The 21,063-nt window shown below is 70.2% G+C and carries 22 protein-coding genes and 1 pseudogene; 13 read left to right on the top strand and 10 right to left on the bottom strand.

What is annotated here, in order from left to right; genetic code table 11:
* Positions 1 to 97: 97 nt before the first annotated feature.
* Positions 98 to 1,549 (bottom strand): MFS transporter, encoded by a 1,452-nt coding sequence (locus QOZ89_RS39845; protein WP_241842485.1) that lies wholly within the window; start codon positions 1,547 to 1,549, stop codon positions 98 to 100.
* A 118-nt stretch (positions 1,550 to 1,667) separates the two neighbouring features.
* Here QOZ89_RS39845 and QOZ89_RS39840 point away from each other — a divergent pair, with 118 nt between their 5' ends.
* From QOZ89_RS39840 to QOZ89_RS39830, 3 genes are all read left to right on the top strand, one after another.
* Complete coding sequence (locus QOZ89_RS39840) at positions 1,668 to 2,492, top strand: MmyB family transcriptional regulator (RefSeq protein ID WP_312629264.1); 825 nt, start codon at positions 1,668 to 1,670, stop codon at positions 2,490 to 2,492.
* A 260-nt stretch (positions 2,493 to 2,752) separates the two neighbouring features.
* Complete coding sequence (locus tag QOZ89_RS39835; protein ID WP_071055072.1) at positions 2,753 to 3,145, top strand: hypothetical protein; 393 nt, start codon at positions 2,753 to 2,755, stop codon at positions 3,143 to 3,145.
* 836 nt (positions 3,146 to 3,981) lie between these two features.
* Positions 3,982 to 4,761, top strand: coding sequence for a class I SAM-dependent methyltransferase (locus QOZ89_RS39830; RefSeq protein WP_241842486.1), 780 nt, complete (start codon positions 3,982 to 3,984; stop codon positions 4,759 to 4,761).
* Positions 4,762 to 4,810: 49 nt separating this feature from the next.
* Here the strand turns inward: QOZ89_RS39830 and QOZ89_RS39825 are convergent, their stop codons facing one another.
* Both QOZ89_RS39825 and QOZ89_RS39820 read right to left on the bottom strand, forming a co-directional pair.
* Positions 4,811 to 5,215 (bottom strand): SRPBCC family protein, encoded by a 405-nt coding sequence (locus QOZ89_RS39825; RefSeq protein WP_071055079.1) that lies wholly within the window; start codon positions 5,213 to 5,215, stop codon positions 4,811 to 4,813.
* Positions 5,212 to 5,529, bottom strand: coding sequence for a metalloregulator ArsR/SmtB family transcription factor (locus tag QOZ89_RS39820; protein WP_071055082.1), 318 nt, complete (start codon positions 5,527 to 5,529; stop codon positions 5,212 to 5,214). Before QOZ89_RS39820 ends, QOZ89_RS39825 begins: the two co-directional genes overlap by 4 nt.
* 228 nt (positions 5,530 to 5,757) lie before the next feature.
* On the opposite strand from QOZ89_RS39820, the gene QOZ89_RS39815 reads away from it, so the two are divergent.
* On the top strand, positions 5,758 to 6,186 hold the full coding sequence (locus QOZ89_RS39815) for an SgcJ/EcaC family oxidoreductase (protein ID WP_071055084.1): 429 nt from the start codon (positions 5,758 to 5,760) through the stop codon (positions 6,184 to 6,186).
* 51 nt (positions 6,187 to 6,237) lie between these two features.
* Here the strand turns inward: QOZ89_RS39815 and QOZ89_RS39810 are convergent, their stop codons facing one another.
* Positions 6,238 to 7,038 (bottom strand): hypothetical protein, encoded by an 801-nt coding sequence (locus QOZ89_RS39810; RefSeq protein WP_071055086.1) that lies wholly within the window; start codon positions 7,036 to 7,038, stop codon positions 6,238 to 6,240.
* A gap of 447 nt (positions 7,039 to 7,485) precedes the next feature.
* Here QOZ89_RS39810 and QOZ89_RS39805 point away from each other — a divergent pair, with 447 nt between their 5' ends.
* The 3 genes from QOZ89_RS39805 (at position 7,486) to QOZ89_RS39795 (ending at position 10,049) form a co-directional block, all read left to right on the top strand.
* Positions 7,486 to 8,268: a ferritin-like domain-containing protein gene (locus QOZ89_RS39805; protein WP_083420205.1), complete on the top strand. Its 783-nt coding sequence runs from the start codon at positions 7,486 to 7,488 to the stop codon at positions 8,266 to 8,268.
* Positions 8,268 to 9,095, top strand: coding sequence for a ferritin-like domain-containing protein (locus QOZ89_RS39800; protein ID WP_312629257.1), 828 nt, complete (start codon positions 8,268 to 8,270; stop codon positions 9,093 to 9,095). The genes QOZ89_RS39805 and QOZ89_RS39800 overlap by 1 nt, the downstream gene beginning before the upstream one ends.
* 303 nt (positions 9,096 to 9,398) lie before the next feature.
* The gene (locus QOZ89_RS39795; RefSeq protein ID WP_312629255.1) at positions 9,399 to 10,049 is read left to right on the top strand and encodes a DUF2461 domain-containing protein; all 651 of its coding nucleotides are present in this window, start codon (positions 9,399 to 9,401) and stop codon (positions 10,047 to 10,049) included.
* A 162-nt stretch (positions 10,050 to 10,211) separates the two neighbouring features.
* Here QOZ89_RS39795 and QOZ89_RS39790 read toward each other — a convergent pair whose 3' ends face one another.
* Entirely contained in the window at positions 10,212 to 10,751 is a 540-nt protein-coding gene (locus QOZ89_RS39790; protein WP_312629253.1) for a tetratricopeptide repeat protein, read from the bottom strand.
* A gap of 2 nt (positions 10,752 to 10,753) precedes the next feature.
* Positions 10,754 to 11,704, bottom strand: a complete 951-nt coding sequence (gene fxsT / locus QOZ89_RS39785; protein WP_312629251.1) for an FxSxx-COOH system tetratricopeptide repeat protein — start codon at positions 11,702 to 11,704, stop codon at positions 10,754 to 10,756.
* A gap of 913 nt (positions 11,705 to 12,617) precedes the next feature.
* Here fxsT and QOZ89_RS39780 point away from each other — a divergent pair.
* Complete coding sequence (locus QOZ89_RS39780; RefSeq protein WP_198543669.1) at positions 12,618 to 13,094, top strand: WapI family immunity protein; 477 nt, start codon at positions 12,618 to 12,620, stop codon at positions 13,092 to 13,094.
* Positions 13,095 to 13,480: 386 nt separating this feature from the next.
* On the opposite strand, the gene QOZ89_RS39775 is transcribed toward QOZ89_RS39780, so the two are convergent.
* A complete protein-coding gene (locus tag QOZ89_RS39775) occupies positions 13,481 to 14,170 on the bottom strand; it encodes a hypothetical protein (RefSeq protein ID WP_312629250.1) in 690 nt (229 codons plus the stop codon).
* Positions 14,171 to 14,538: 368 nt separating this feature from the next.
* On the opposite strand from QOZ89_RS39775, the gene QOZ89_RS39770 reads away from it, so the two are divergent.
* The gene (locus tag QOZ89_RS39770; RefSeq protein ID WP_312629248.1) at positions 14,539 to 14,970 is read left to right on the top strand and encodes a GNAT family N-acetyltransferase; all 432 of its coding nucleotides are present in this window, start codon (positions 14,539 to 14,541) and stop codon (positions 14,968 to 14,970) included.
* Positions 14,971 to 15,456: 486 nt separating this feature from the next.
* Positions 15,457 to 15,921 (top strand): MarR family transcriptional regulator, encoded by a 465-nt coding sequence (locus QOZ89_RS39765; RefSeq protein WP_071055104.1) that lies wholly within the window; start codon positions 15,457 to 15,459, stop codon positions 15,919 to 15,921.
* A 99-nt stretch (positions 15,922 to 16,020) separates the two neighbouring features.
* On the opposite strand, the gene QOZ89_RS39760 is transcribed toward QOZ89_RS39765, so the two are convergent.
* Positions 16,021 to 16,392 (bottom strand): serine integrase family protein, encoded by a 372-nt coding sequence (locus QOZ89_RS39760; RefSeq protein ID WP_312629244.1) that lies wholly within the window; start codon positions 16,390 to 16,392, stop codon positions 16,021 to 16,023.
* A gap of 176 nt (positions 16,393 to 16,568) precedes the next feature.
* Complete coding sequence (locus QOZ89_RS39755; RefSeq protein ID WP_241842489.1) at positions 16,569 to 17,147, bottom strand: TetR/AcrR family transcriptional regulator; 579 nt, start codon at positions 17,145 to 17,147, stop codon at positions 16,569 to 16,571.
* A 110-nt stretch (positions 17,148 to 17,257) separates the two neighbouring features.
* On the opposite strand from QOZ89_RS39755, the gene QOZ89_RS39750 reads away from it, so the two are divergent.
* Positions 17,258 to 18,109, top strand: coding sequence for an alpha/beta fold hydrolase (locus QOZ89_RS39750; protein ID WP_071055113.1), 852 nt, complete (start codon positions 17,258 to 17,260; stop codon positions 18,107 to 18,109).
* A 133-nt stretch (positions 18,110 to 18,242) separates the two neighbouring features.
* On the opposite strand, the gene QOZ89_RS39745 is transcribed toward QOZ89_RS39750, so the two are convergent.
* On the bottom strand, positions 18,243 to 19,796 hold the full coding sequence (locus tag QOZ89_RS39745; protein WP_312629239.1) for an MFS transporter: 1,554 nt from the start codon (positions 19,794 to 19,796) through the stop codon (positions 18,243 to 18,245).
* Positions 19,797 to 19,972: 176 nt separating this feature from the next.
* On the opposite strand from QOZ89_RS39745, the gene QOZ89_RS39740 reads away from it, so the two are divergent.
* Positions 19,973 to 20,638 (top strand): TetR/AcrR family transcriptional regulator, encoded by a 666-nt coding sequence (locus QOZ89_RS39740; RefSeq protein WP_071055116.1) that lies wholly within the window; start codon positions 19,973 to 19,975, stop codon positions 20,636 to 20,638.
* Between the two features lie 227 nt (positions 20,639 to 20,865).
* A pseudogene (locus QOZ89_RS39735) lies at positions 20,866 to 21,063 on the top strand (IS110 family transposase); the annotation flags it as partial.

Genomic DNA, 21,063 nt, shown 5'->3' with positions numbered 1-21,063 from the left:
CTGAGGCCCTGAGCGTGCCTTTGCCGCCGCCAGAACCCGCTGGCCGGTCTGGCTGGGCGCCCGCCGCCGCCGTGGTCACCGGCGAGCGTGAGGAACATCAGCCGGCCTCGACCGCCGCCGCGGGGGCTGGGCGCGGCGTGCGCAGGCCACGGGCGATGAGCAAAGCGCCGGCGAGCACCACCGTGGCGTCGACGCCGATGGCCAGGCGCAGGGCGGCGAGCGAGTCGAGCCCGCCGGCGGCGATGGCGACGGCGCTCATGACCGGCACACCCAGCGCGATGGCGACCTGCTGGGTCATCGTCGCGACACCCGTGGCCAGGCCCTGCTCGTGGTCGGGCAGCCCGGACGTCGCCGCCACCATGAAACCGACGATCGCGCAGACGTGCCCGATCGCGCCGACGAAGGTCGTGGCGGCGACCAGCCACAGAGAGACGGTGGTGCCTCCCGAGAACACGAGCAGGCCCGTCAGCACCGACTGGACGGCGAGCCCGCCGACGAGGGCACGGCGCACCCCGAACGCGACGACCACCCGCGGCCCGACCATCCCGCCGATGATCGCCCCGGCTCCCATCGCGACCAGCATCAGGCCCGTCTGGAGCGGGTTGAGACCGAGCAGATGCTGCATGTACATCGTCAGGAGGAACACCAGCGCCGGCTCCATCGAGAACGTCACGAACCCGGCCACGTTGCCCCAGCCCACCGTGCGCCGGGTCAGGATCGTGACCGGCACGAGCGGGTGGGAGTGGCGTCGCTCGGCGGCCCAGAACCCGGCGAGCAGGGTCACGGCGGCCAGGACGCAGCCGATGGCCCACGGGTCGTCGGCGCCGCGCTCGCCCAGCCGGGTCGCGCCGTACACGAGCGCGAGCAGGCCGGACGTCACGAGCGCCGCCCCTGGAAGGTCCAGCCGGGTCCGCACCCTGGCCGCCGGGTCGGCCAGCACGAACGGCGCGACCGCGACGACGACCGCGGCGATCGGCACGTTGATGAGGAACGCCCAGCGCCAGCTCGCCACGTCGGTCAGGACGCCGCCGAGAATGGCGCCGCAGGTGAACCCGGTGGACATCATCACGCTGTTCAGCCCGAGGGCGCGCTGGCGCGCCGGGCCCTCCGGGAAGGTCGTGGTCAGCAGCGACAACGCCGCCGGGGTGACCGCCGCCGTCGCCAGGCCCTGCGCGGCCCGAGCCGTGAGCAGGACCGCGGGGCTGGTGGCGAGGCCGCCGAGCAGCGAGGCCAGGCCGAGCGCCGTCATGCCGATGAGGAAGACGCGCAGCTTGCCGACGTAGTCGCCGATGCGGCCGAACAGGAGCGTGAACCCGGCGGCGCACAGCGCGAACGCCGTCGCGATCCACTGCGCGTTCGCGTCGGAGAACCCCAGGCTCGTCCCGACCGTCGGCAGCGCCACGTTCAGGACCGAGAAGTCGACGGCGAGCGTGAACTGGGAGGCCAGCAGCAGCACCAGCACGAGGCCCTGGCCGCGGGTCATGCGGGCCGCCACCGCGGCGGCCGGGTCCGCCTGGTCGGTGGTCGCGGTGGATGTCAGAGTGGTCACACCGCCCACGGTGCGTCCGCCGGCCGGCGACAGCGACAGCCCTGCGCCACCACCCCTCGGCGTGCCTACCACCGGCAGGGATACCCAGCGTCCTGCGCCGTCGGGCACGATGGAGGTCATGGCGACGGAGCTCGGTGACTTCCTGCGCACCCGACGGGCCGCGGTCAGCCCCGCGGCCGTCGGTCTCGTCTCCTATGGCGCGCGCCGCGTCCCTGGCCTGCGTCGCGAGGAGCTCGCGCACCTGGCCGGGGTGAGCCCGACCTACTACACGCGCCTGGAGCAGGCCGACCACCACAACGTCTCCGACAGCGTCCTCGACGCGCTCGCCCGCGTGCTGACGCTGACCGACGCCGAGCATGAGCACCTGCGCCGGCTGGCCCGTCCCGAGCCTCGGCCGGTCCGGCGCCGCCGCGTCGAACGGCCACGGCCCGCAGCGCTCGGGCTCGTCCGCGCGGCGCCGGGGCCGGCGCTCCTCGTCGACCACCGCCAGGACGTGCTCGCCTGGAACGCCCTCGGCCACCGGCTCGTCGGTCTCGGCTACCCGTTCGAGGCGCCGGACGACGTCCGCGACCGGCCGAACTTCGCCCGGATGTTCTTCCTGGCCCTGGGTGGGCGCGACCTGTACGCCGAGCCGGACCAGATGGCCCGGCAGATGGTCGGCTTCCTGCGCTACTCCTCCGGCCTGCACCCCGACGACCACGAGCTGAGCTGCCTGGTCGGCGAGCTCGTCCAGCGCAGCGACCAGTTCGCCGCCCTGTGGGCCAAGCACCAGGTCCTGGACTGCGGCCATGGCGTGAAGAAGTTCCAGCACCCGCTGGTCGGGCGCCTCGACCTCACCTACGAGGCGATGCCCCTCCCCGAGAGCAGCCACCGCATGGTCCTTTACCACGCCGAGCCCGGCACCCCCGCCGCCGACGCCCTGGCCCTGCTCGCCCGGCACTGACAGCGCCCCGCCCGCGCGCCGCTGGTTCGTCCGCGCGGCCGACCCAGATGGCCCAGTCCGGGGCTCGGCCCGGCCGAGCCACCGACAAGGGGCCCGTCTGTCTTCGCGTCGTCCGTGGTCCCACTAGGGTGTAGCTCCGTTGGGATCACTACTCGGGAACAGAGACGATGGCCCAGTCTGGTTTTCCCGCGCCCCATGGCGACCCGCCACTGCCCGTCCAGGCGCGGCGGTCGCCGTGGCGCCGTCCGCTGTGGATTTCCTTGATCATCCTGTCCGGCGGCTGGGTCTCCTTCGTTGTCACCATCTGCGTGCTCGTCGTCAGCGTCATGCGCGACTCGTACGAGCAATACGAAGCGGGCAGGGACCATCGCAGAGACGTCCACGTCGACGATTGCTTCGTCGACGAGGCTGGCAGCATGAGCACGACAGTGACGGTGACGAACAGCACGGATCGATCCGCGTCCTATGCGGTGCAGATCGCGTTCACCGGGCCTTACCACCCCGAGGTGGTCTACGTCAGCTCGACCTTCGTGCCCCGCCTCCGCCCGGACTCGACCGCGCGGGAGCAGGTGGTCAGCTTCTCGTCAGACATGGCCAGTGCTGGGTGGGTGGGCTGCCGGATACTGTCCGCGGAGCGGACCACGCTGCCATGACCGGTGCCATTGACGGGGACTATCCGGCGACTCGCGCGCTGGAAGAGGATGCCCTGGGGCGACAGCGGATCCTCGGCGAGGACCACCCTCGCGCGGTCCGTTCCAAAGACGATCCTGGTGCCGATTGATGGGTCACCCGGCCGCGCCCGCCACAACCAGCGGGTGATGCCTCCGCCGCACCCGCGAACGGCCTGCGGCAAGGTGCAAGCTCAGTGCCGGGCAGCCGCGATTCAGGTGCTGATAGCCCGTCACGCTCTGAGACACACATCTCGACAGACAGGCTGATCCGACCCAGTTCGCCTCCGGCCCGTCGGAGGCGAACCGTGTCGGACTGGCAAGCCGATAGGCAGGCCTATCCGACACAGTTCGCCCCGACCCTGTCGATGTGTGTCAGATGGGCAAGCCCAGAGACTGGCTGATCCGACACGATTCGCGTTTGCGCCCGTGCCTCGGTGGACGACGACCCAGTCCCGGTGCGCGTGGAGTTGGGCAGACCTACCCACCCAGGCCGCGGGCGGCCTTCCACGGCCATTTCAGCCGTGTGCATTTGAACACCCTCTGCGATCACGCCGGGTGTCGGCCCTGACCTGGACCGACTCGGCGGGCGACGCCGCGAGCACCTCGTCGTTGCCGCGGTCCGCGACCGCACGGGTCGCCTCGAGGACCGCTTCGTAACGGCCAGGAGATCGCATTGGTGACGACCACGTAGGGGGTGGGCCGTCTAGGCAGTAGGGCCGCTTCCGCGATGTCCGGCCGGCTGCGCCCTGAACAACGTGTGTGAGGGTCGGTGGCAGGATGGCTGGATGGTTGGCCCGGATCGGCGTGACCTCGGCGGTGTGTTCAACGAGGTGGCGGAACTTTACGACCGCGTGCGGCCCGGTTATCCCGATGAGATGTTCGCGGACCTCGTCGCACTCACCGCCATGGACGAAGAATCGTCGGTGCTTGAGGTGGGGTGCGGTACGGGGCAGGCGACGCGCTCGCTGGCGGCGTTGGGTCACCCGGTGACGGCCATCGAGCCTGGCGCGGAACTGGCCGCGCTGGCTCGTCACCGGCTCTCGGCCTTTCGCGCCGTCAACGTCGAGACGTCGAGGTTCGAGGAGTGGGACGACCGCGGGCGGCGCTTCGACGTCCTCGTGGCCGCCTCGGCGTGGCACTGGGTCGCCCCCTCGACCGGCTGGCGGCGGGCCCACGACGTGCTCCGTCCCGGAGGATGGATGGCGCTTCTCGGCCACGTCGTCGTTCGCCGCCCCGGCGAACCGGAGGTGTATGCCGAGACCGCCGACCTCCACGAACGTTTTTCCCCGGGCAATCCCGACTGGGGTCATCCGCCTATCGAGGATGACGTACGCAAAACCGACGAGGGCTGGGGCCAGGTGCGTGACCCCGGCGGTTTGTTCGGGCCGACGGTCGTGCGCTGGTACCCGACGGTTCAGTGGTTCGACGGGGACGGCTTTGCCGATCTCCTCCGCTCGATGTCGCCGTACCGACGGCTTGCCCCCGGCGTCCGGGAGCCGCTGCTCGACGCGGTCGCTGAGCGCATCCGCACCCGTATGGGTAACCGGGCCTCACGCCACTATCTGAGCGTTCTGCGCCTTGGACAGCGCACCGACTGAAGTTCCGCCCGGACTCCTGGTTGTGGGCGGTGTCCGGGGGCTGGTGCGGTTAGTTGTCGGCGAGGGCTGCCGTGAGGCGGGGCAGGATGTCGCGCCAGCCTCCGCTCATGCGCTCATAGGCGTCGCGGTCGCGCTTGTCGTCGAGGTTGAAGCCGCTGTGCTCGAGGAGCAGGCGGGTACCGGTGCCTTCGGCGACAAGGCGCCAGGTGAGCGTCCAGGTCGCGTTGAACGTGTAGACGAGCTTGCGCGCGGGTTCGACTTCAAGGACTTCGCAGGCCACAGGTCCCCAGCCGGGCATCTGGAGGTGGAAACGGTGGCCCACGATCGGGGCGATGTCGCCGGGAACCCACCAGCGGGCATGTAGATCGGGGTCGGTCAGGGAGCGCCAGACCTTGCTGGGTGGGGCCGCGATGAACTGGTCGACGGTGATGGTCGCGGTGGTCGACTCGGTCATGGGTCCTCTTCGGTTTCGGTGATGTCGGCGATGGCGCGGAGGCGATCGCGCCAGAAGCGTTCGAAGGGGTGCAGCCAGCCGCTGACCTGGGCCAGCGGCTCAGCGGTCAGGTGGTAGAGCCGCTGGCGGCCGACGGCCTCGTCGCGGACCAGTGCGGCGCGGCGGAGGATCTGCAGGTGCTCGGCGACCGCGGGCCGGCTCAGGTCGAACTGGTCAGCGAGGTCGCCCGCGGTGCGAGGGCCCTGGTCGAGAAGCTGTAGCAGGCGGCGCCGTACGGGGTTGGCCAACGCGAGGAACACGTCGTCGTCGGACACAGACAAAAAGTTACGTCGGAGAACTCCGACATGTCAAGGATTCCCGACGCTTCCGCTCGGGAGTTGTGTAGTCGTCCTTGGCATCGCCCCGGGGGATGTGAGCGGGAGGCAGTTGACCATGGTCAACTGCGGCGGCAGCGTGCTGTAGGCCGAGCCGAGCCGAGCCGGTTCGACGGCGGTACCCCGCGCGCTTGACCTCATGTGTGGTTGAGGTTGCAGCCTGGCCACATGACGACGACGGGCATCATCGACGACGGGACCCATGCGGCTGAGATCAGGGTGATCAGGCAGGTGGTCGCCACGCTCGAGCACTCCCAGCAGAACGAGCTCCCCGACGAGTTCATCGGCTTGTTCCGGCCCGACGCGATCTGGACTACGGGCCACGGCCGGCGCCTGTTCGGCCTCGACGAGATCTCGGCGTTCACCCACAAGGTGCTTCCCGGCGGAATGAAGGGCCTGACGGCCACCTACGAGGTGGTGCACGTGCTGTTCATCCGGCCCGACGTCGCCGCGGTGAAGGTGCGTCAGCGTTATCTGACCTCTGACGGCCGGCCGATCGAAGGCCAGAACGAGGGCAGCCCGCTGTACGTCATGGCCAAGGAGGATGGGAGGTGGTGTCTGGTCGCCTGCCAGAACACCGAGGTGCTCGACGGCTGACAGCTGCCGTCAGGACAGGACCCGTTTCCAGCGAGGTCGGAAGCCGGGCCGTCAGCTGGCGGGTGCGTAGCGGCGGGCGGCGCCGGTCAGCAGGCCGAGGCCGGCCTGACCGGGCAGCCGGTCGATCTGCGCGTCGATCCGCTCCGCCTCGCGCCGCCCGGGCTCGCCGGCGAGCAGGTATCCGAGCACGAAGGCGGTCTCCTCGGCGGGCATGACCCCGGTCCCGACCGGGGACCACAGCCGGCGTAGGGCCCATCGCGTGACCAGGCGTGCCCGCCGGCTCGCGGCCAGCCGGGCTCGAGCCTCGCTCGCGTAGAAGGCGATATGCCGGCTCTCCTGGGCCATGATCCGAGTCAGCAGCGTGGTCAGCGCGGGATGCCGCTCGCGCTCGATCAGCCGCGCGTAACCCGACCGGGTGGTCCATTCGTTCACCGCGCCCCAACTCATGTGCACGGCGACGAAGTCGTTGCCGACCAGTGAGGACGCCGCCGCGGACAGCACGGGCTTCACGCTGTCGAGGCGGCCTTGGCGGTCGCGGACCGCGGCGTTGCGCTCGTCGCCGTGCGGCTCGCCGTGCGCGGCGAGCACCGAGCCGAGCGCGACGCCGTGGGAGTGCTCCTCGTAGTTCCAGACGGTGAGGAACGTGGTGATCCGCGGGTCGCGATGCGACGACGTCATGAGCAGGTCACGCAGGTAGCAGACCGTATGGCTCTCCACGTCGTGCATGTAGCGCAGGCAGCGCAGGCCGTCGTCGGACAGCCGCCGGCGGGCGAACTCCGACGCCAGGTCACCCAGGTCGTCGGTGCGTACCGGGCCCGCGGTCCGCGCGAAGCTGTCAACATCGAATGCCATCGTCGGCCGCCTTGTCAGTCATGTGAGCGCACGCGTTCCTGGCTGTCGGGTCCGTGCCGTCGCTTCGGCGCGGCACGCATCCGCCAGGCCCGCTGTCGCCGGTTGTTCGGGGCCGCGACGCACGCGGATGGGGTCGGGCAGCCGACATGAGTTCGGGCGGCCCGGCTGGTGCGGGTCGACAGACGCATCGGCGGGGTAGCGGAGCGGAGGCAAGGGCCGCGCCGTGCTCACCCCGAACTCACACCCATCCGCCTGGCCGACGGCTCCGAACACCTCTTGCCAGCGGCCGGTGCGGACCTCGTCACCACCAGCCAGCCACCCGACCAGCCCGCCACACGGCCAGCGGCACACGCTCACGGTGGCCCGCGCCTCCCTGGCACGCACCCCCGGCAGCGTCGGCGACACGCGTCGCCGACGACGAGCATGACCGGCAACCAGGAGGACGCGGTGTCTGACACCGTCGATGACCGGCGCCTGCGGGAACTGAGCGACGCGTCCGAGGATCTGCACAGCGATGCCATGCGGGGCAGCCGCGTGGCCGTCGCGGACCTTGTCGAGGCGGCCGCGCCCGGCAGACGGATGTCGAGGGGCGGCGCGGCGCTCGCTGTCGGCCTCGCCGGGGCGGGAGTGCTCGCGACGGCGACGCGCGGCTCGGCGGCGACGATGGATGTGGCGATCCTGCAGACCGCCGCGTCGATCGAGAATCTCGCGGTCAGTACCTACACGACGGCCCTCACGCTGCCGTTCATCGGTGGCGCCGAGGCGAACGCCGTCGTCAAGGCGTTCGCGATGAAGACGATGGCGCAGCACGTGGATCACGCGACGGCGTTCAACGCCGCGGCGGTCGGGCTCGGTGGTCAGGCCCAGACCGCTCTGGACCCGAAGTACGCCAAGGTCGTCGACGCGGCGATACCAACGATCAAAGGCCCCGGCGACGTGGTGTCACTCGCGATCACCCTCGAGGACGTGGCCGCGCAGACCTACACCAAGAACGTCAGCCAGGTGGGCAGTTCGATGTTGCGCAAGTTGTTCGGCAGCGTCGCCGCCGTGGAGGCGCAGCACCGGGCCATCCTGCTCGCCGTCGCCGCGCTGCTCGGCGGTGGCGCCGCCGATCTGATCGCGCTGCCGCCCGATGCGGCGAAGCTCCCGAAGGCCGCCGGTGGCGTCGGTTTCCCCGACGCCTTCTATTCGACCTCGATGGCCTCTCCGTCGACTGAAGGAGCGGTTTGATGACCCGGTACGACCAGACCCAGCCGGACGGGAAACCGCGCGGCGAGATGGGCGTCGGAGACGCGGAGCTCCGCGCGTTGACGAAGGACCTCGACGCGCTGCACCGGGACACCTTCCCGACCGCGTTGGAGCAGCTGCGCGACACGACCAGCGCGACGCGGGCCACGATCAGGGGGTTGGCCCGCGGGCCGGCCAGTCGGCGTGGAGTGTTGCTCCGCGGCCTGGCCGCGGCCGGAGCGGGCCTGCTCGCGGCGTGCGGCGGCTCGGACGGCGGCGGGAAGCGGACGGCCATGGGCGGGACACCGACCCGGGTGGCCAGCCCGTACACCGGCGACCTGAGAGTGGTCGCGCTTGCGGCGGCCCTGGAGAATCTCGCCGTCGCGGCCTACACGATGGCGCTGGCGAAGGCGGCCGCCGGCGACTACGGCGCGGTGCCCGGAGCCGTCGGAGAATTCGCGACGGTCGCCCGCTCGCAGCACGCCGAGCATGCGAAGGCGTGGAACGGGGTGCTGTCCGGAGCCAAGCTGCCGACGATTACCGGCACGCCGCTGACAATCGCCGCTTCGGAGGTCGCGAAGGTAAAGGCCACGAAGTCCGTCCCCGAGCTCGCCGCCTACGCGCTCGGTCTGGAGAACGCGGCCGCGCACACCTATCTGTACGCGATGGCGAACGTGTCCGACAGCGGCGGGATCGCGACCGCGGCGACGATCGCGCCGGTCGAGGCGATGCACGCGGCCGTGCTGGCCTTCATCGCCGGGGACTACCCGGTACCGGACGCGTTCATCGACACCAGTTCCGCCGTCGGCCCAGCGGCACTGACAGCCTGACTCGTCGGCCGGCGTCGCTGATCGTCTGACGCCCTCCTCGAGGTGCCAGCCGCCACCGCGAGGAGGGTCGCCAACCTGGCCAGCACCGCCACCGCCGCGAGTCCGGCCGTCGCCCGCGAGACGTTGTCGACGACGTGTCTCCCGTCAGGCCTCACCCCGGCCCAGGTCAGGTCCACGGCATCATCGACGCGTTCGCGCGGATCCTCACCGAGCGGAGCCGAGCAGCGCGACCTGCACCTTCCTGCGCCCTCAGGTCTGTCGGTGGGCGGTCGTAGGATGACCTCTGGTCGCGGAGGAGTGCCGATGTCTGAGTTCGCTGGGTTTCCCGTCGAGGCGCTGATCTTCTTCGAGGGGCTCGAGGCGGACAACAGCAAGGCGTACTGGACGGATCACCGGGAGACCTACGAGAGGGCCGTGCGGGCTCCGATGCTCGCCCTGCTCGCGGCGCTTGAGCCGGAGTTCGGCGAGCCGCACGTGTTCCGGCCGTACCGCGATGTCCGGTTCTCCAAGGACAAGTCCCCGTACAAGACAGCGATCGGCGCGCACTGCGGGCGGGGCGGCTACGTCCAGGTGTCGGCGAACGGGCTGATGGCCGCCTCCGGGTACTGGCAGACCGCGTCGGACCAGGTCGAACGGTTGCGGGCGGCGGTCGCCGACGACGTACGCGGGCCGGCGCTGGAGGCGATCGTCGAAAGACTCCGCGCGGCGGGATATGAGATATCGGGTACCCAGCTCAGCACCCGGCCGCGTGGCTACGCCGCCGACCATCCACGCATCGAGTTGCTCCGCTACAAGACGCTCACCGCGCACCGGGACTTCGGCGAGCCACCGTGGCTCGCCGAGCCGGCCTGTGTGGAGCAGGTCGCCTCTGCCTGGCGCGACATGCGCCAGCTGACCGACTGGCTCGACCGGCAGGTCGGCCCCACCCGCCTGCCACAGTCCCGCCGCCGCTGACCTAGGCGGCCCGGCCTTCCGCCGAGGCGCCGGCACAGCGCGGATCGTGTCGGATCAGCCTGTCTATCGAGATGCGCGTCCTGAGACACACAAGAGATATAGGCGGCGGCGCCGTTGGTCGGCCTCGGGCGGTCGACGAAGCCTCAGCACACGAAGTCCTGATCACTCAAGAACCGGGGACGCGCAAGGTCCGACCGCGAGGGAGCTAGGCTCCGTCCAGGTCTGCCAGGGTGGCTTTCGTGCGCATGATGTCCGGGTGGGTGATCCTCCCCGAGGATCCGCCGCCGCCGGGGCCAGCACGTCGTCGAACATCGGCCGCGCGGTCGGATAGTCCCCCTGCACCTGCACCACGGCCGCGAGTTCATGCGCGGCGGTGAGCGTGTCCGGGTGATCCTCGCTAAGTAGCTCCCGGTATCGGACGTGGGCCTCCGCCGCGAGACCGCGGCTGTTCGGGTAGTCGCCGCGCTCCCGTAGATACCGGATCAGCCAGAGGATCATGTGACGGCTGTCAGGGTCGTCGTCCTCGACGAGCCCGGTCGCGAGGGCGTGTGTGTAGATCTGGGCGTAGCGGGGCCAGGCGTCCGGCCGGTCCCGCACCGGCGGATGGCCTCGGGCGAGCCGTCGACGCGCCGCGGTCCGCAGCGCCGGCCGTAGCTCGGTGGGTGTGTCGTCGCGCAGCACCTCCGCTACCAGGCGGTGCATCACTACCGCACCACCGGCGGCACGGACCAGTGCCAGGGAGACCAGCCGGCCGACCGTCTCCGCCAACCGATCCGATCCGCCGCGACCTCGCCGAGCGGCGCGGGCAGCACCCCGGCTACCTCCGGACGGACCAAGTCCAGCGGGATCGGCTCCGGCCCGAAACCCGCCCACAACCGAGCAAGCAGCACCGCCGCCGGATCGTCAAGTTGTTCCAGGGTTACCGTCCACGTCGCCGCGACCGGACGCACCCCGACCGGCGTGCCCCGGCTCATCAACCGCCGCAGCTCCACGCCCAGCAGATCGGCGTACTCGCCGGGACCCATCCCGGTGTCCGCGAGAAACGCCCCCGCCTGCTCCACCGCCAACGGCAGATCCCCCAACAGCCCCGCGAGCCGATCCCCATCCGGCCCACCCAGGTCCGCCACATGGCGTTGTAGCAGCGCGACCGCGTCCGCCCGCGGCAGCACATCGACCGCGACGCCGTCTGCCAGCCGTGACCAGCGATGATCCCGGCTCGTCACCAGCACATGCCCACCCGAGGCACCCGCCGCCGACAACAACCCGAACAGATCCCCCGGCGCGCCCACGTTGTCGACCACGACCAGCCAGCGGCCGAACCGACGCCCCGAGGCCAGCAACGCCACCACAGCCCGCACCGACTCCTCGGCAGCCCCCGCCACCGCCACGCCGACCCGCTCCGCCAGCCGCACCAACGCCGCCAACGCCAACGCCGCATCCTGCGCCGGCACCCACCACACCAGCTCATACGTCGCGGCGAACCGGTAGCAGTACTCCACCGCCACCTGCGTCTTCCCGACCCCGCCCAACCCGTGCAGCGCCACCGGCACGACCGCCGCCGACCCCGACGCCACCAGCCGATCCCGCAACTCCGTCAACTCATCGGCGCGGCCGGTGAACAGCGGATTGCGTGGCCAGGCCAGCTCCCAGACCACACCACCCGCCGGACTACTGAGCTGTCGGAAGGTGGTGCTGTACTTCTGTGACTTGGTCAGCCAGTGGCCGCAGCGAAACGGCGAACTACATAGCAAATGGTGACGCGGATCACCTCGCTATCGCGGGGCTGTGTGGTGATCGCCGACCTGTCTCTCTCACAGACAGCGTCCGCCGTCGTCTTCTCGTTCGGGTTGTCGACGTGTCCTCGTTGGCCGAGGTTCGCACGGTCCTCGCCGTCCGCCGGCTTGCCTGTCAGATTGGCCGTACCGCCGACGAGCCCGCGCTGTTCGCGGACCAGTGCGACCGGCCCTGGCCGGGGGATCGACGCCAGCCCGACCAGAACCGGCAGTCGCCACTATCGGCTACCAAACGACTTCTGAAAGTGGCCGCGATAGTGCCAACGTGGGGACACCCCGGCGTCGAAAAGGGCCACCGTGGGGCCAGCGTGCCCATGACTGCTGACACAGCGCCCCGCAAGCGCGACCATCCGTAGCACCAGCGCTGGAAGGCGACGTAGCCATGCCCCCGAGTCCGACCGCGAACCCTGCTTGCCCTGCTCCTCGTCCGCCGCAACTGGACCTGTTGAGCAGTTCTGCCAGGTGTTCGCGGACACCGCAGCAGGCATGGACGTGCCCATCAATTCGGTCGGCTACCGGACCGCCAAACGCTGGCTTGAAGAGGCGGGGACCAGCCCTGACCACTCCCCGTCGGTAGGAGGGCAACTCATGGCCCGCGCTGCCCCAGTAACACTCAAAATCTTTCTTGTGCCCGTCTGGCGAGTCGAACGGGGCCGGTCCGGCTCAGCTGGCCGGTGACGGCTCGGGCGGGCGACTGAACCCTCGGGCGCCCATTACGGTGATCGGCCGTGCTGTCCAGAGCCGCGAGAGCCTGTGACATCCTGGGACAGTGCTTTTGAGCGATCATGCGAGCAGTGTCGAACTCTGCCTGCTGCGGTATCAGTTCTCCGAAGTTCGCGGTGACCCATACGACGACAACTGGCTAGTCGTCGGTGGAACGGTGACGACTCCCGACGGCACCTGGTCCTTTGCCGATCCGTGTCTGCTGACCCATGAAGCCCATGAGGTGTCCGCCTGGTTGCGCGCAGTGACCGAGAGAGCAGTGGCCGTAACCGGACCTGATTCCGAAGGTCGGTTGTCTCCGGATACGTGGTTCGTCGAGCCGGTCCTGGCCGTAAGTCTCGCAGGTCGAAGCGAGGGTTGGGCGGTGATTCGCTTTCACCTGTCCTTGGAGGCAGCGCCCCCATGGCAGCAGAACGATGACGGGGCGGACATTTACCAGCACGTCGTGGAGGTGCGGGTGGATGCAGTTACGCTGCTTCACGCAGCTGACCAATGGGACCTTGCTCTGGCTTCCTTCCCGACTCGCTGATCAGCGGTGACCCATCTCCGGGATGTCGGCCGGATCGTTGAGTGGCTGGCCGAAGTCGGTCAGCAGCTCCTCCGTGCGGCGGGCAACGCAATGGTGGAGGTCGATCCCGCGGGCCCAGCCGTGGTTGGCGGCATCGACCTCAAGATCGCTGTCGCGGACAATCTGTACGTGTTTTTTTTTAAATCTGTACGGGTTTCAAGGCCGGCCTTCGGCCGCCACGCCGCGCGCGCCGCACGCGACGCGCGCGGGCAGGACCCGTCAGCCCCTCCACGCCACGGGGCCCCGCCCTCGCTTCGCTCGGGCACCCCGGGCGTGTCGGGTCTGCCACCCGCCCGCACGCGTCGGAGCGTAGGCGCGTCGCCGACAAACAACGTCCTCGCCATCGGTCACCGAGCCAGACGACGGCCGAAGGCACCCAACCCGAACAGTCCAGCCAGCACGGCCAGCAAGAGGAACACGGGCCACCATGGGCCGTCGTCAGCCACGAGCCGTGGCACGCCGATGGACGTTGCTACAAACAGGATCATCGCAGCGAGCTGAATGCACCGTCCCACGCGCCGCCGTCTCGCGAGGCTTGCCTGTTCCATAACATCCGCGACGACCTCACGGTGCTCATACAGCCAACCGACGGGATCGTCGAGGGAACTGCCCCCTGCGGTGAGAACGGACTGACGCAGCGCCGCAGGGTTATCGGCACGCAACAGAACTCCGTCGACACGCGCTCCCTTCTCCGACCGCGTCGAGCGGTAACCGAACGGCAGGTCCGTGTTCGGCGCGAGCGCTGCGTCAAGTCGCAGCGGCGGCACGCGCTGCGGCTCAGTGAACATCAACAGAAGGTTCGGCCTGGTCATCGGCCCCGTGGTGAACAGGTAGGGGACGGCCAACTCACGGGCAAGCACCGGCTCCGGCTCCTGAGCACCTTCCGCCGGCGGCGTAGCCGACAGATCCTGTACAGCAACGTGGCGCGCAGGTATCGCCCACGCTCCACCACCGAAGTAACCGGGCAACATCATCCGCACGGCGCCGCCGTCGCACACCACCCGGGGTTTGCGGATCACGAACCAGTACGCCTTCAACCCCGTAGACTCATCCGGTCCCGGCGCACCGTCTCGCATCGCCCGCCTCCTACCAAGCCATTGGCCTGCCGTGCACGGATCGCATTTCCAATGACCGACTACGCAGTCTCGATACCGTAGCGCCGATGGTCTTACGGGATGGCGACGGCATCAAGGCGCCCCTTCGGGGCGCGCGCCGTGCCGCCGCACGCGCCATGCACGGGCGGGGCCCCGTCAGTCCGCCACGCCCCGGGGCCCCGCCTCGCTTCGCTCGGCACCCCGGGCGTGTCGGACTGCCACCCCGCCCGCGCCTGTCGGAGCGTCGCCCCGTCGCCACGAACGACCGAGGCTACGCGCGCACACCGCCCGAGCCGATACTCTCAGCCACCATGAGCGTTAAGGTCGAGGTCGTCCGGACCGTCACCGCCGAACTCGTCGAGGCGTTCGACCGGCTGCTTCCCCAGCTCTCCCACAACGCCGCACCCCTCGACGCCGAGGCTCCCGCCCGCCTCGTCGGGTGGCAAGGCAACCAGTTGCTCGCCGCTCGGGTCGACGACCGCATCCATGGCGTGCTGACGCTGGTGATGTTCCCGATCCCGACCGGTCTGCGCGCCTGGATCGAAGACGTGATTGTCGACGAAGCCGGCCGAGGGCAAGGTATCGGAGCCGCCCTCACCAAGGAAGCCATCCGTCTGGCCCAGGAGGCCGGAGCGCGTACCGTCGACCTCACGTCCCGCCCGTCACGCCAAGCGGCCAACAGGCTGTATGAACGCCTCGGTTTCCAGCTCCGCGACTCCAAGGTGTACCGATACGCCCCGTAGCCAACGGCGCTTTCGGCCGCCGCACGAGCAAGGGGGCGACCGCGGATTCCATCCGCAAACCCCGCGACAACCCCGCGACCGAACCGCGCCCGCCGACGCGAGACTGTCCTGTAGCAGGGAACGCCAGGCGCGACCAGACAGCCGACGTCGCACGGCGAGGATGCGCGCCACCGCGTCGCACGGCGGGTAGCAGTGGGATGCCCAATTCCCCGTTGTGTCGAATGGTCTAACGGCCTGGCGACGGCATCTAGAACCATGATCCTATGGGCGTGTGCTGTGGGCTGCGCCTCGGTCAGTGGCTCGCGATGACCTTCATCTACGCCGCTGGGTGCCGATCGGGTGCAAGGGCGTCGGCCAGACCGGTATGCCTGCACATGGCTACCTTGACCTCAAGTCCGGTTGAGGTTCTAGCGTGATCGTCTGACGTCGGAACGTCGCTATGCGGCGGCCAGGACGCATTGCCACGCGCCGAAGGGAAGGACTGTCATGGTCTCGGGCATCAAGGGGTATCCCGACGAGGTGCTGGCGGCGCAGCCGATCGGGTACTGGAGCGGCGAGACCTACCGCAGAGTTGTCGGCCGGATCCGCGCGGATCTGGCGGTCGAGGGGCTCACTCAGCCGCACTGGTGGATCCTCAACCATGTCGCAGGTGCTCCAGCCGAGTGGAATCGCACCCGTCTGATCCAACGGCTGTCACCGTTCGACGATCTCGACAGTGATTTTGACGGGGTCGTCGACGATCTGCTCAAGCGCGGCTGGATGACTCAGACACAGGCAGGCACCTTCAGTCTCACTGAGGACGGAGAGGCGGGGCGGACCCGTGCCGCCGACCGTAGCCACCGGGCGCTGGCGCAGGTCCACGATGGCATCGCCCCGTCGGAGTACGTGGCCGCGCTCAACGTCCTACGACGGATGATCGCAAATCTCGGTGGCGATGCGGACCTGCCTTGACGAGCGACGGCTGCGGCTGCGGACCGCCGTAACCAATTGCCATGACTTGACCAGGGCCGGCCGTCGGCCGGGCCGACGGCCAACCGTTCTCCGCGCCGTTCACCGGGCCACCGCCGCACGGTCCGTGTCGAGCAGGGAGGCGACCAGCCCGGCACCGATCGCGTCGCCGGTGTCGATCCCGTCGTGTGCCGCCAGCAGCCGCACCCCTGCCCGGCGCAGCGTGTCCAGGACCGCCGAGCGGCCTGTGTCCGTCGAGGCGATCCGGTCGAGCGGGTCGACTATCACGACGCCGTAGCCAGCGGTCCGGACCAGCCGGATCACCGTGCCCCAGGCATCAAGCCCCGGACCGACCTGGCAGACCGACCCGCCCTCCGTCCAGCCCCGCGCCGCACACGCCGCCTGAAACACCACCTGCTGAGCCGGCAGGTCCGGCGCCCCGACGGCGCGGCGGGTGAAGGACAACGCCGGCACCGCCGACACCGAGTCCCCGCCGGCGCGCTCGGCCGACGAGGGGAGGCGCGCAGGTTCGTCGCGGTTGTGGGCGCGTTCATCGACCGGATGACGCCTCTGTGACTGGTGCTGATCGCCCTCGGGGCGTGCAGGGGTTAGATACTCGCCGCCGCGGTGGGAGGTGAACGCCAGCGCCGTCAGCGTCTGAGGCCGTCGATGACGAGGTCCAGAGCGTTGATCATCTCGGTGCGGGCTGTCTCGGTGTCGGCGGCGCGGGCGATGTAGAGGGCCGCCTCGTCGCTGGCGCCCATGATGATGTGGGCGAGCGGGCCGACCGGCTGTTGGCGGATGCGGCCGATCTCCATTCCCCAGGAGAGCACGTCTTTGACGAGGCCGAAGACGTGGCGTTGGCACAGTTCCCGCCACTCGGCCCAGCCCAGTACCGAAGGGCCGTCGAGCAGGACTATCCGGTGGACCTCCGGCTCGACGCAGATCCGCAGCCAGACACTCGCGGCCAGCCGCATCGCCTCGATCGGGTCGGTCAGGCCCGCGTCGGCGACCTCGCCCGCGATGCGGGTCGAGACGTCCGCCTCGACGGCCTCGACGACCGCGGCGAACAGGGCGGTCTTGTCGACGAACTGGTGGTAGAGCGCCCCGCGGCTCACCCCGGCCGCCGCCACGATCGCCTCCGTCGCGACCGCGGCGAAGCCCTCCTCGGCGAACAGCCGCCGGCCGGCGGCGACCAGCGCCGCCCGCGTCGCCGCGGAGCGGTCCACCTGACGGCGCCGTGAGGGCTTCGGTTCTGGGCTTGGCAACGCGGTCACAGACCGATTCTGCTCCGCATGGGCGGTTGTCTTACATACAGGCTGTCGGTATGTTGCTTCGTATGGAAGCCTCACCTCCCGCCGACGTCATCGACCTGCCCCAGGGCCAGGTCTGGTACCGCGCGGCAGGTCCGCAACCGTCGGACCTGCCGCCCGTGGTGTTCGTGCACGGCCTCCTCGTGGACGGCCAGCTGTGGACCGCCGCGGCCGATCTCCTCGCCCGACAGGGCGTGCGCAGCTACGCGCCGACGCTGCCCCTCGGTGCCCATCCGGTGCCGATGAGCCCCGACGCCGACCTCAGCCCGCGGGGCGTCGCCCGCCTGGTGCTCGACCTGATCGCGGCCCTCGACCTGCGGGACGTCACCCTCGTCGGCAACGACACCGGCGGCGCGATAGTCCAGTTCGTCCTCGACACCGATCCGACCCGCATCGGCCGGGTCGTGCTCACCAACTGCGACGCGTTCGACGCCTTTCCCCCGCCGCCCTTCACGACGCTCGTGCGCGCGCTGCGCCACCCGGCGCTGGTCGCGGCGATGGTCCCCGGCCTCCGGTCGGCACGGCTTCGGCACGGGCGGCTCGGCTTCGGCCCCCTGTCGGGCCGGCCGTTCGACCCGGAGTTGACCAAGGCCTGGGTCAGGCCGCTCGCCGACGGTCGGGTCCGCCGCGACGTGGCCAAGCTGGCCCGTGGCATCGACCCGAAGGAGCTGCTCGACGTCTCAACGCGGCTGGACAAGATAGACAGGCCGGTACACCTCCTCTGGGGCGACGGCGACCGTTTCTTCACCGTCGACTTCGGCCGGCGCCTCGCCGATGCCTTCCGCGACGCGACCTTTGAGACCGTCGCGGGCGGCCGGACGTTCGTCCCCCTCGATCACCCCGACCGCCTGGCCGCCGCCGTTCTCGCCACGACCTGAGAACGCGGGCGGCAGCGTGACGCCTGAAGGTTGAACGGCGGGCCAGAGGTCTGTTCGCCGAGATTGTTCCTCCGGGCCACCGGAGGAGGTTCCTCAAAGGCAGCGGACCGCGCTGGACGCGGGTGGCCGGGCGTCAGTCGTCAGCCGTCACACGCTCCGATGCCGGACTGGACGGGGCCTGGGATTGCGGGATCTCCGCCGATGGCTGGCGTCGGTGACCGCGCCAGGTCAGCAGCACGGTCAGAAAGACGGCGGCGACGAACCCCGTCGCCACGGTGAAGGCGCCGGCCATACCGCTCGCCAGCAGGTGGTGGCGCAGTCCCAGCGGGTCGAGACCGGCTGGCGGGTTCCTGGCGGCGTCGCGGCTCGCCGCGCCGTATACCGTGACCAGCAACGCGAGGCCGAGCGTGGCCCCGACCTGCTGCGTCACGACCATCATGCTCGAGGCCGCTCCGGCGTCTTTCGGGCTGACGCCGGCGACCACGCTGATGTTGAGCGGCACGACGAGCATGCCGACGCCGAGCCCGAACAGCAGCATCGGGCCGAAAATCCCGGCCGGGTAGCTGGTGTTCTCCGAGAGCTGGGTGAGCCAGGCCATCCCGCCGCCGCAGAGCACGGCACCGGCGAGCATGAGCGGCTTCGGGCCGAGCCTCGGCAGCAGCGCGGACGTCCGCTGGGCCGAGACGAGGAGGCCGACCGACAGTGGGAGGAACGCGAGGCCCGCCCGTAGCGCGCTGAAGCCAAGAACCTCCTGGAGGAACTGGGTGGTGAAGAAGAACATGCTGAACATGCTTCCGATCACCAGCAGGAGCACGAGGTAGGAGCGGGCCCTGGCGGGTTCGGCCACCAGTCGCAGGGGGACCAGCGGTTGGTCGACCCGGGCCTCATGGACGACGAACAGCGGCAGCACGGCGACCGCGAGCCCGAGCGCGGCCAGCGTCCAGGCGTCGCCCCAGCCGTCGGACGACGCCCGGATGAAGCCGTACGTCAGGGCCGCCAGGCCGACGGTCGCGGCCAGGGCGCCGGCGACGTCGAACCGCCCGGGGTTGCGCAGCGGGCCGCGGATGAATGTCGGCGCCAGCGCCGCGACCCCGATCGCGATCGGCACGTTGATGAACATGACCCAGCGCCAGGACACCCAGGTCGTGAGCATCCCGCCGAGGATGAGGCCGATCGACCCGCCGACCCCGTTGGCCGCGGCCCAGGCCGCGAGTGCCTTTGTCCGCCGGGGGCCTTCGGGGAAGTTCGCCGTGAGCAGCGCGAGGGCGTTCGGCGACGCACAGGCGGCGCCGACGCCCTGGCCGACGCGGCAGGCGACGAGCATCCAGGACTCGGTTCCCAGGCCGCCGGCCAGCGAGGCGACGCCGAACAGCAGGACGCCGGCCTGGAAGACCCGCAGCCGGCCGAGGATGTCGCCGGCCCGGCCGCCAAGCAGAAGGAGCCCGCCGAACGCGAGCGTGTAGGCGTTGAGCACCCAGGCCAGGTCGGTGGGCGAGAAGCGCAGCGCGCGCTGGATGTCAGGGAGCGCGACGTTCACGATCGTGGTGTCCAGGACGAGCATGAGCTGGCTGCTCACGATCACGACGAGCGCGACGCGGCTCCGCGTCCGGTCGGGTGGAGCGGTCCGGTCGGGTGGAGCGCCAGAGGGACGCTCGTCGCGCGGAGCCGCCGCCGCGGCAGTCGACATCGATACCTCCTCGACGGAGCCCGGATAAGGTCCGATCTCGTACCTTGTGGGCATGCTAGCAACACCGTCGGGCTCTTGGGTACCAAGACGTACCTTAAAGTTGGCGGTACGATCGGGCCTGTGTCGCGAGGGTCGAGCGCGTCGGCCGGGTGGGACCGGGTGGGAGCAGACAGCCGATGACGGTCGCCCCCACCTCCGGCCCGCGTACCGGCGCGGCCACGCGCCGTCGCGGCGACAACCTGCGAAAAGCGATCTTCGACGCGGTGTTCGAGCAGATGCAGGCCGTCGGCTACGCCAATCTGACGATGGACAAGGTCGCGGCGGCCGCCCGGACCAGCAAGACCGTCCTCTACCGCCGGTGGGCGACGAAGGACGACATGATCGACGAGGCGTTGCGGGACGCCCTGCCCACCCCCGCCGCCGTGGCGCTGTCCGGCGACGTGCGCACGGACGTGCACGCGCTGTTGCGGTGCGTGCAGGATTCCTTCACCTCGACCAGGGGGACAGCGTTCCAGCTGGTCTCCGCGCAGGCCGGCTGCGAGCGAGGGTTCGTGCGCCAGGCGGTCATCCAGTACGTCGTCGAGCCCTGCATCGAGCTGATCTTCGAGGTGCTGCGGCGCGGCGCCGAGCGCGGCGAGGTCCGCCCCGAGGCGGCCTCCAGGCTGGTGGCCAGCAGCGGTCCGGCGATGCTGGTCCAGTACTCCCTGCTTCACGGCACGGTGCTGCCCGACGAGTTCGTCGCGTCCGTCGTCGATCAGATCGTGCTGCCCCTGGTGGCGCAGGCTCCCGCCGGCGGCGACCGTCCCACCTCGACGCCACCGGCACCCGTCACCGCCGCTTAGTGGTGAGGGCCGGCGTCGCCGGCCACGTGGGGCGTCGGAAAATGCCTGTGGTCACCTGGACGACGTCGGGCGAGCTTGGTGCCGAAGGTTGAGCCCGTCGCTTAGTGTGACGTGGGGATCTGCAGGCACGTGGGACTGCTGCTTCGAGCGCGACCTCTAGACTCTTTGATCATCGGATCCCCCCGGGTGGCCGCCCTGTCCTGTCGGGACGACCGTCTGGGGGTCTGATGGAAGCGCAGGTGGCGCGGTGCGCCGGTCTGGACGTGCACAAGGACGAGATCGTGGCCTGTGTGCGGGTCACCGAGCGGCCGGGTGGGTCTGCCCAGGTCCAGTTGCACACGTTCGGGGCCACGACCCGGGAGCTGCTGGCGTTGCGGGACTGGCTGACCTCCCTGGGGGTGACCCGGGTCGGGATGGAGTCGACC

It is taken from the genome of Pseudofrankia coriaricola (assembly GCF_032027725.1).
Lineage (GTDB): Bacteria > Actinomycetota > Actinomycetes > Frankiales > Frankiaceae > Pseudofrankia.
Note: the sequence above shows the minus strand (reverse complement) of the source record. Positions and strands in the feature narration are given on the sequence as shown.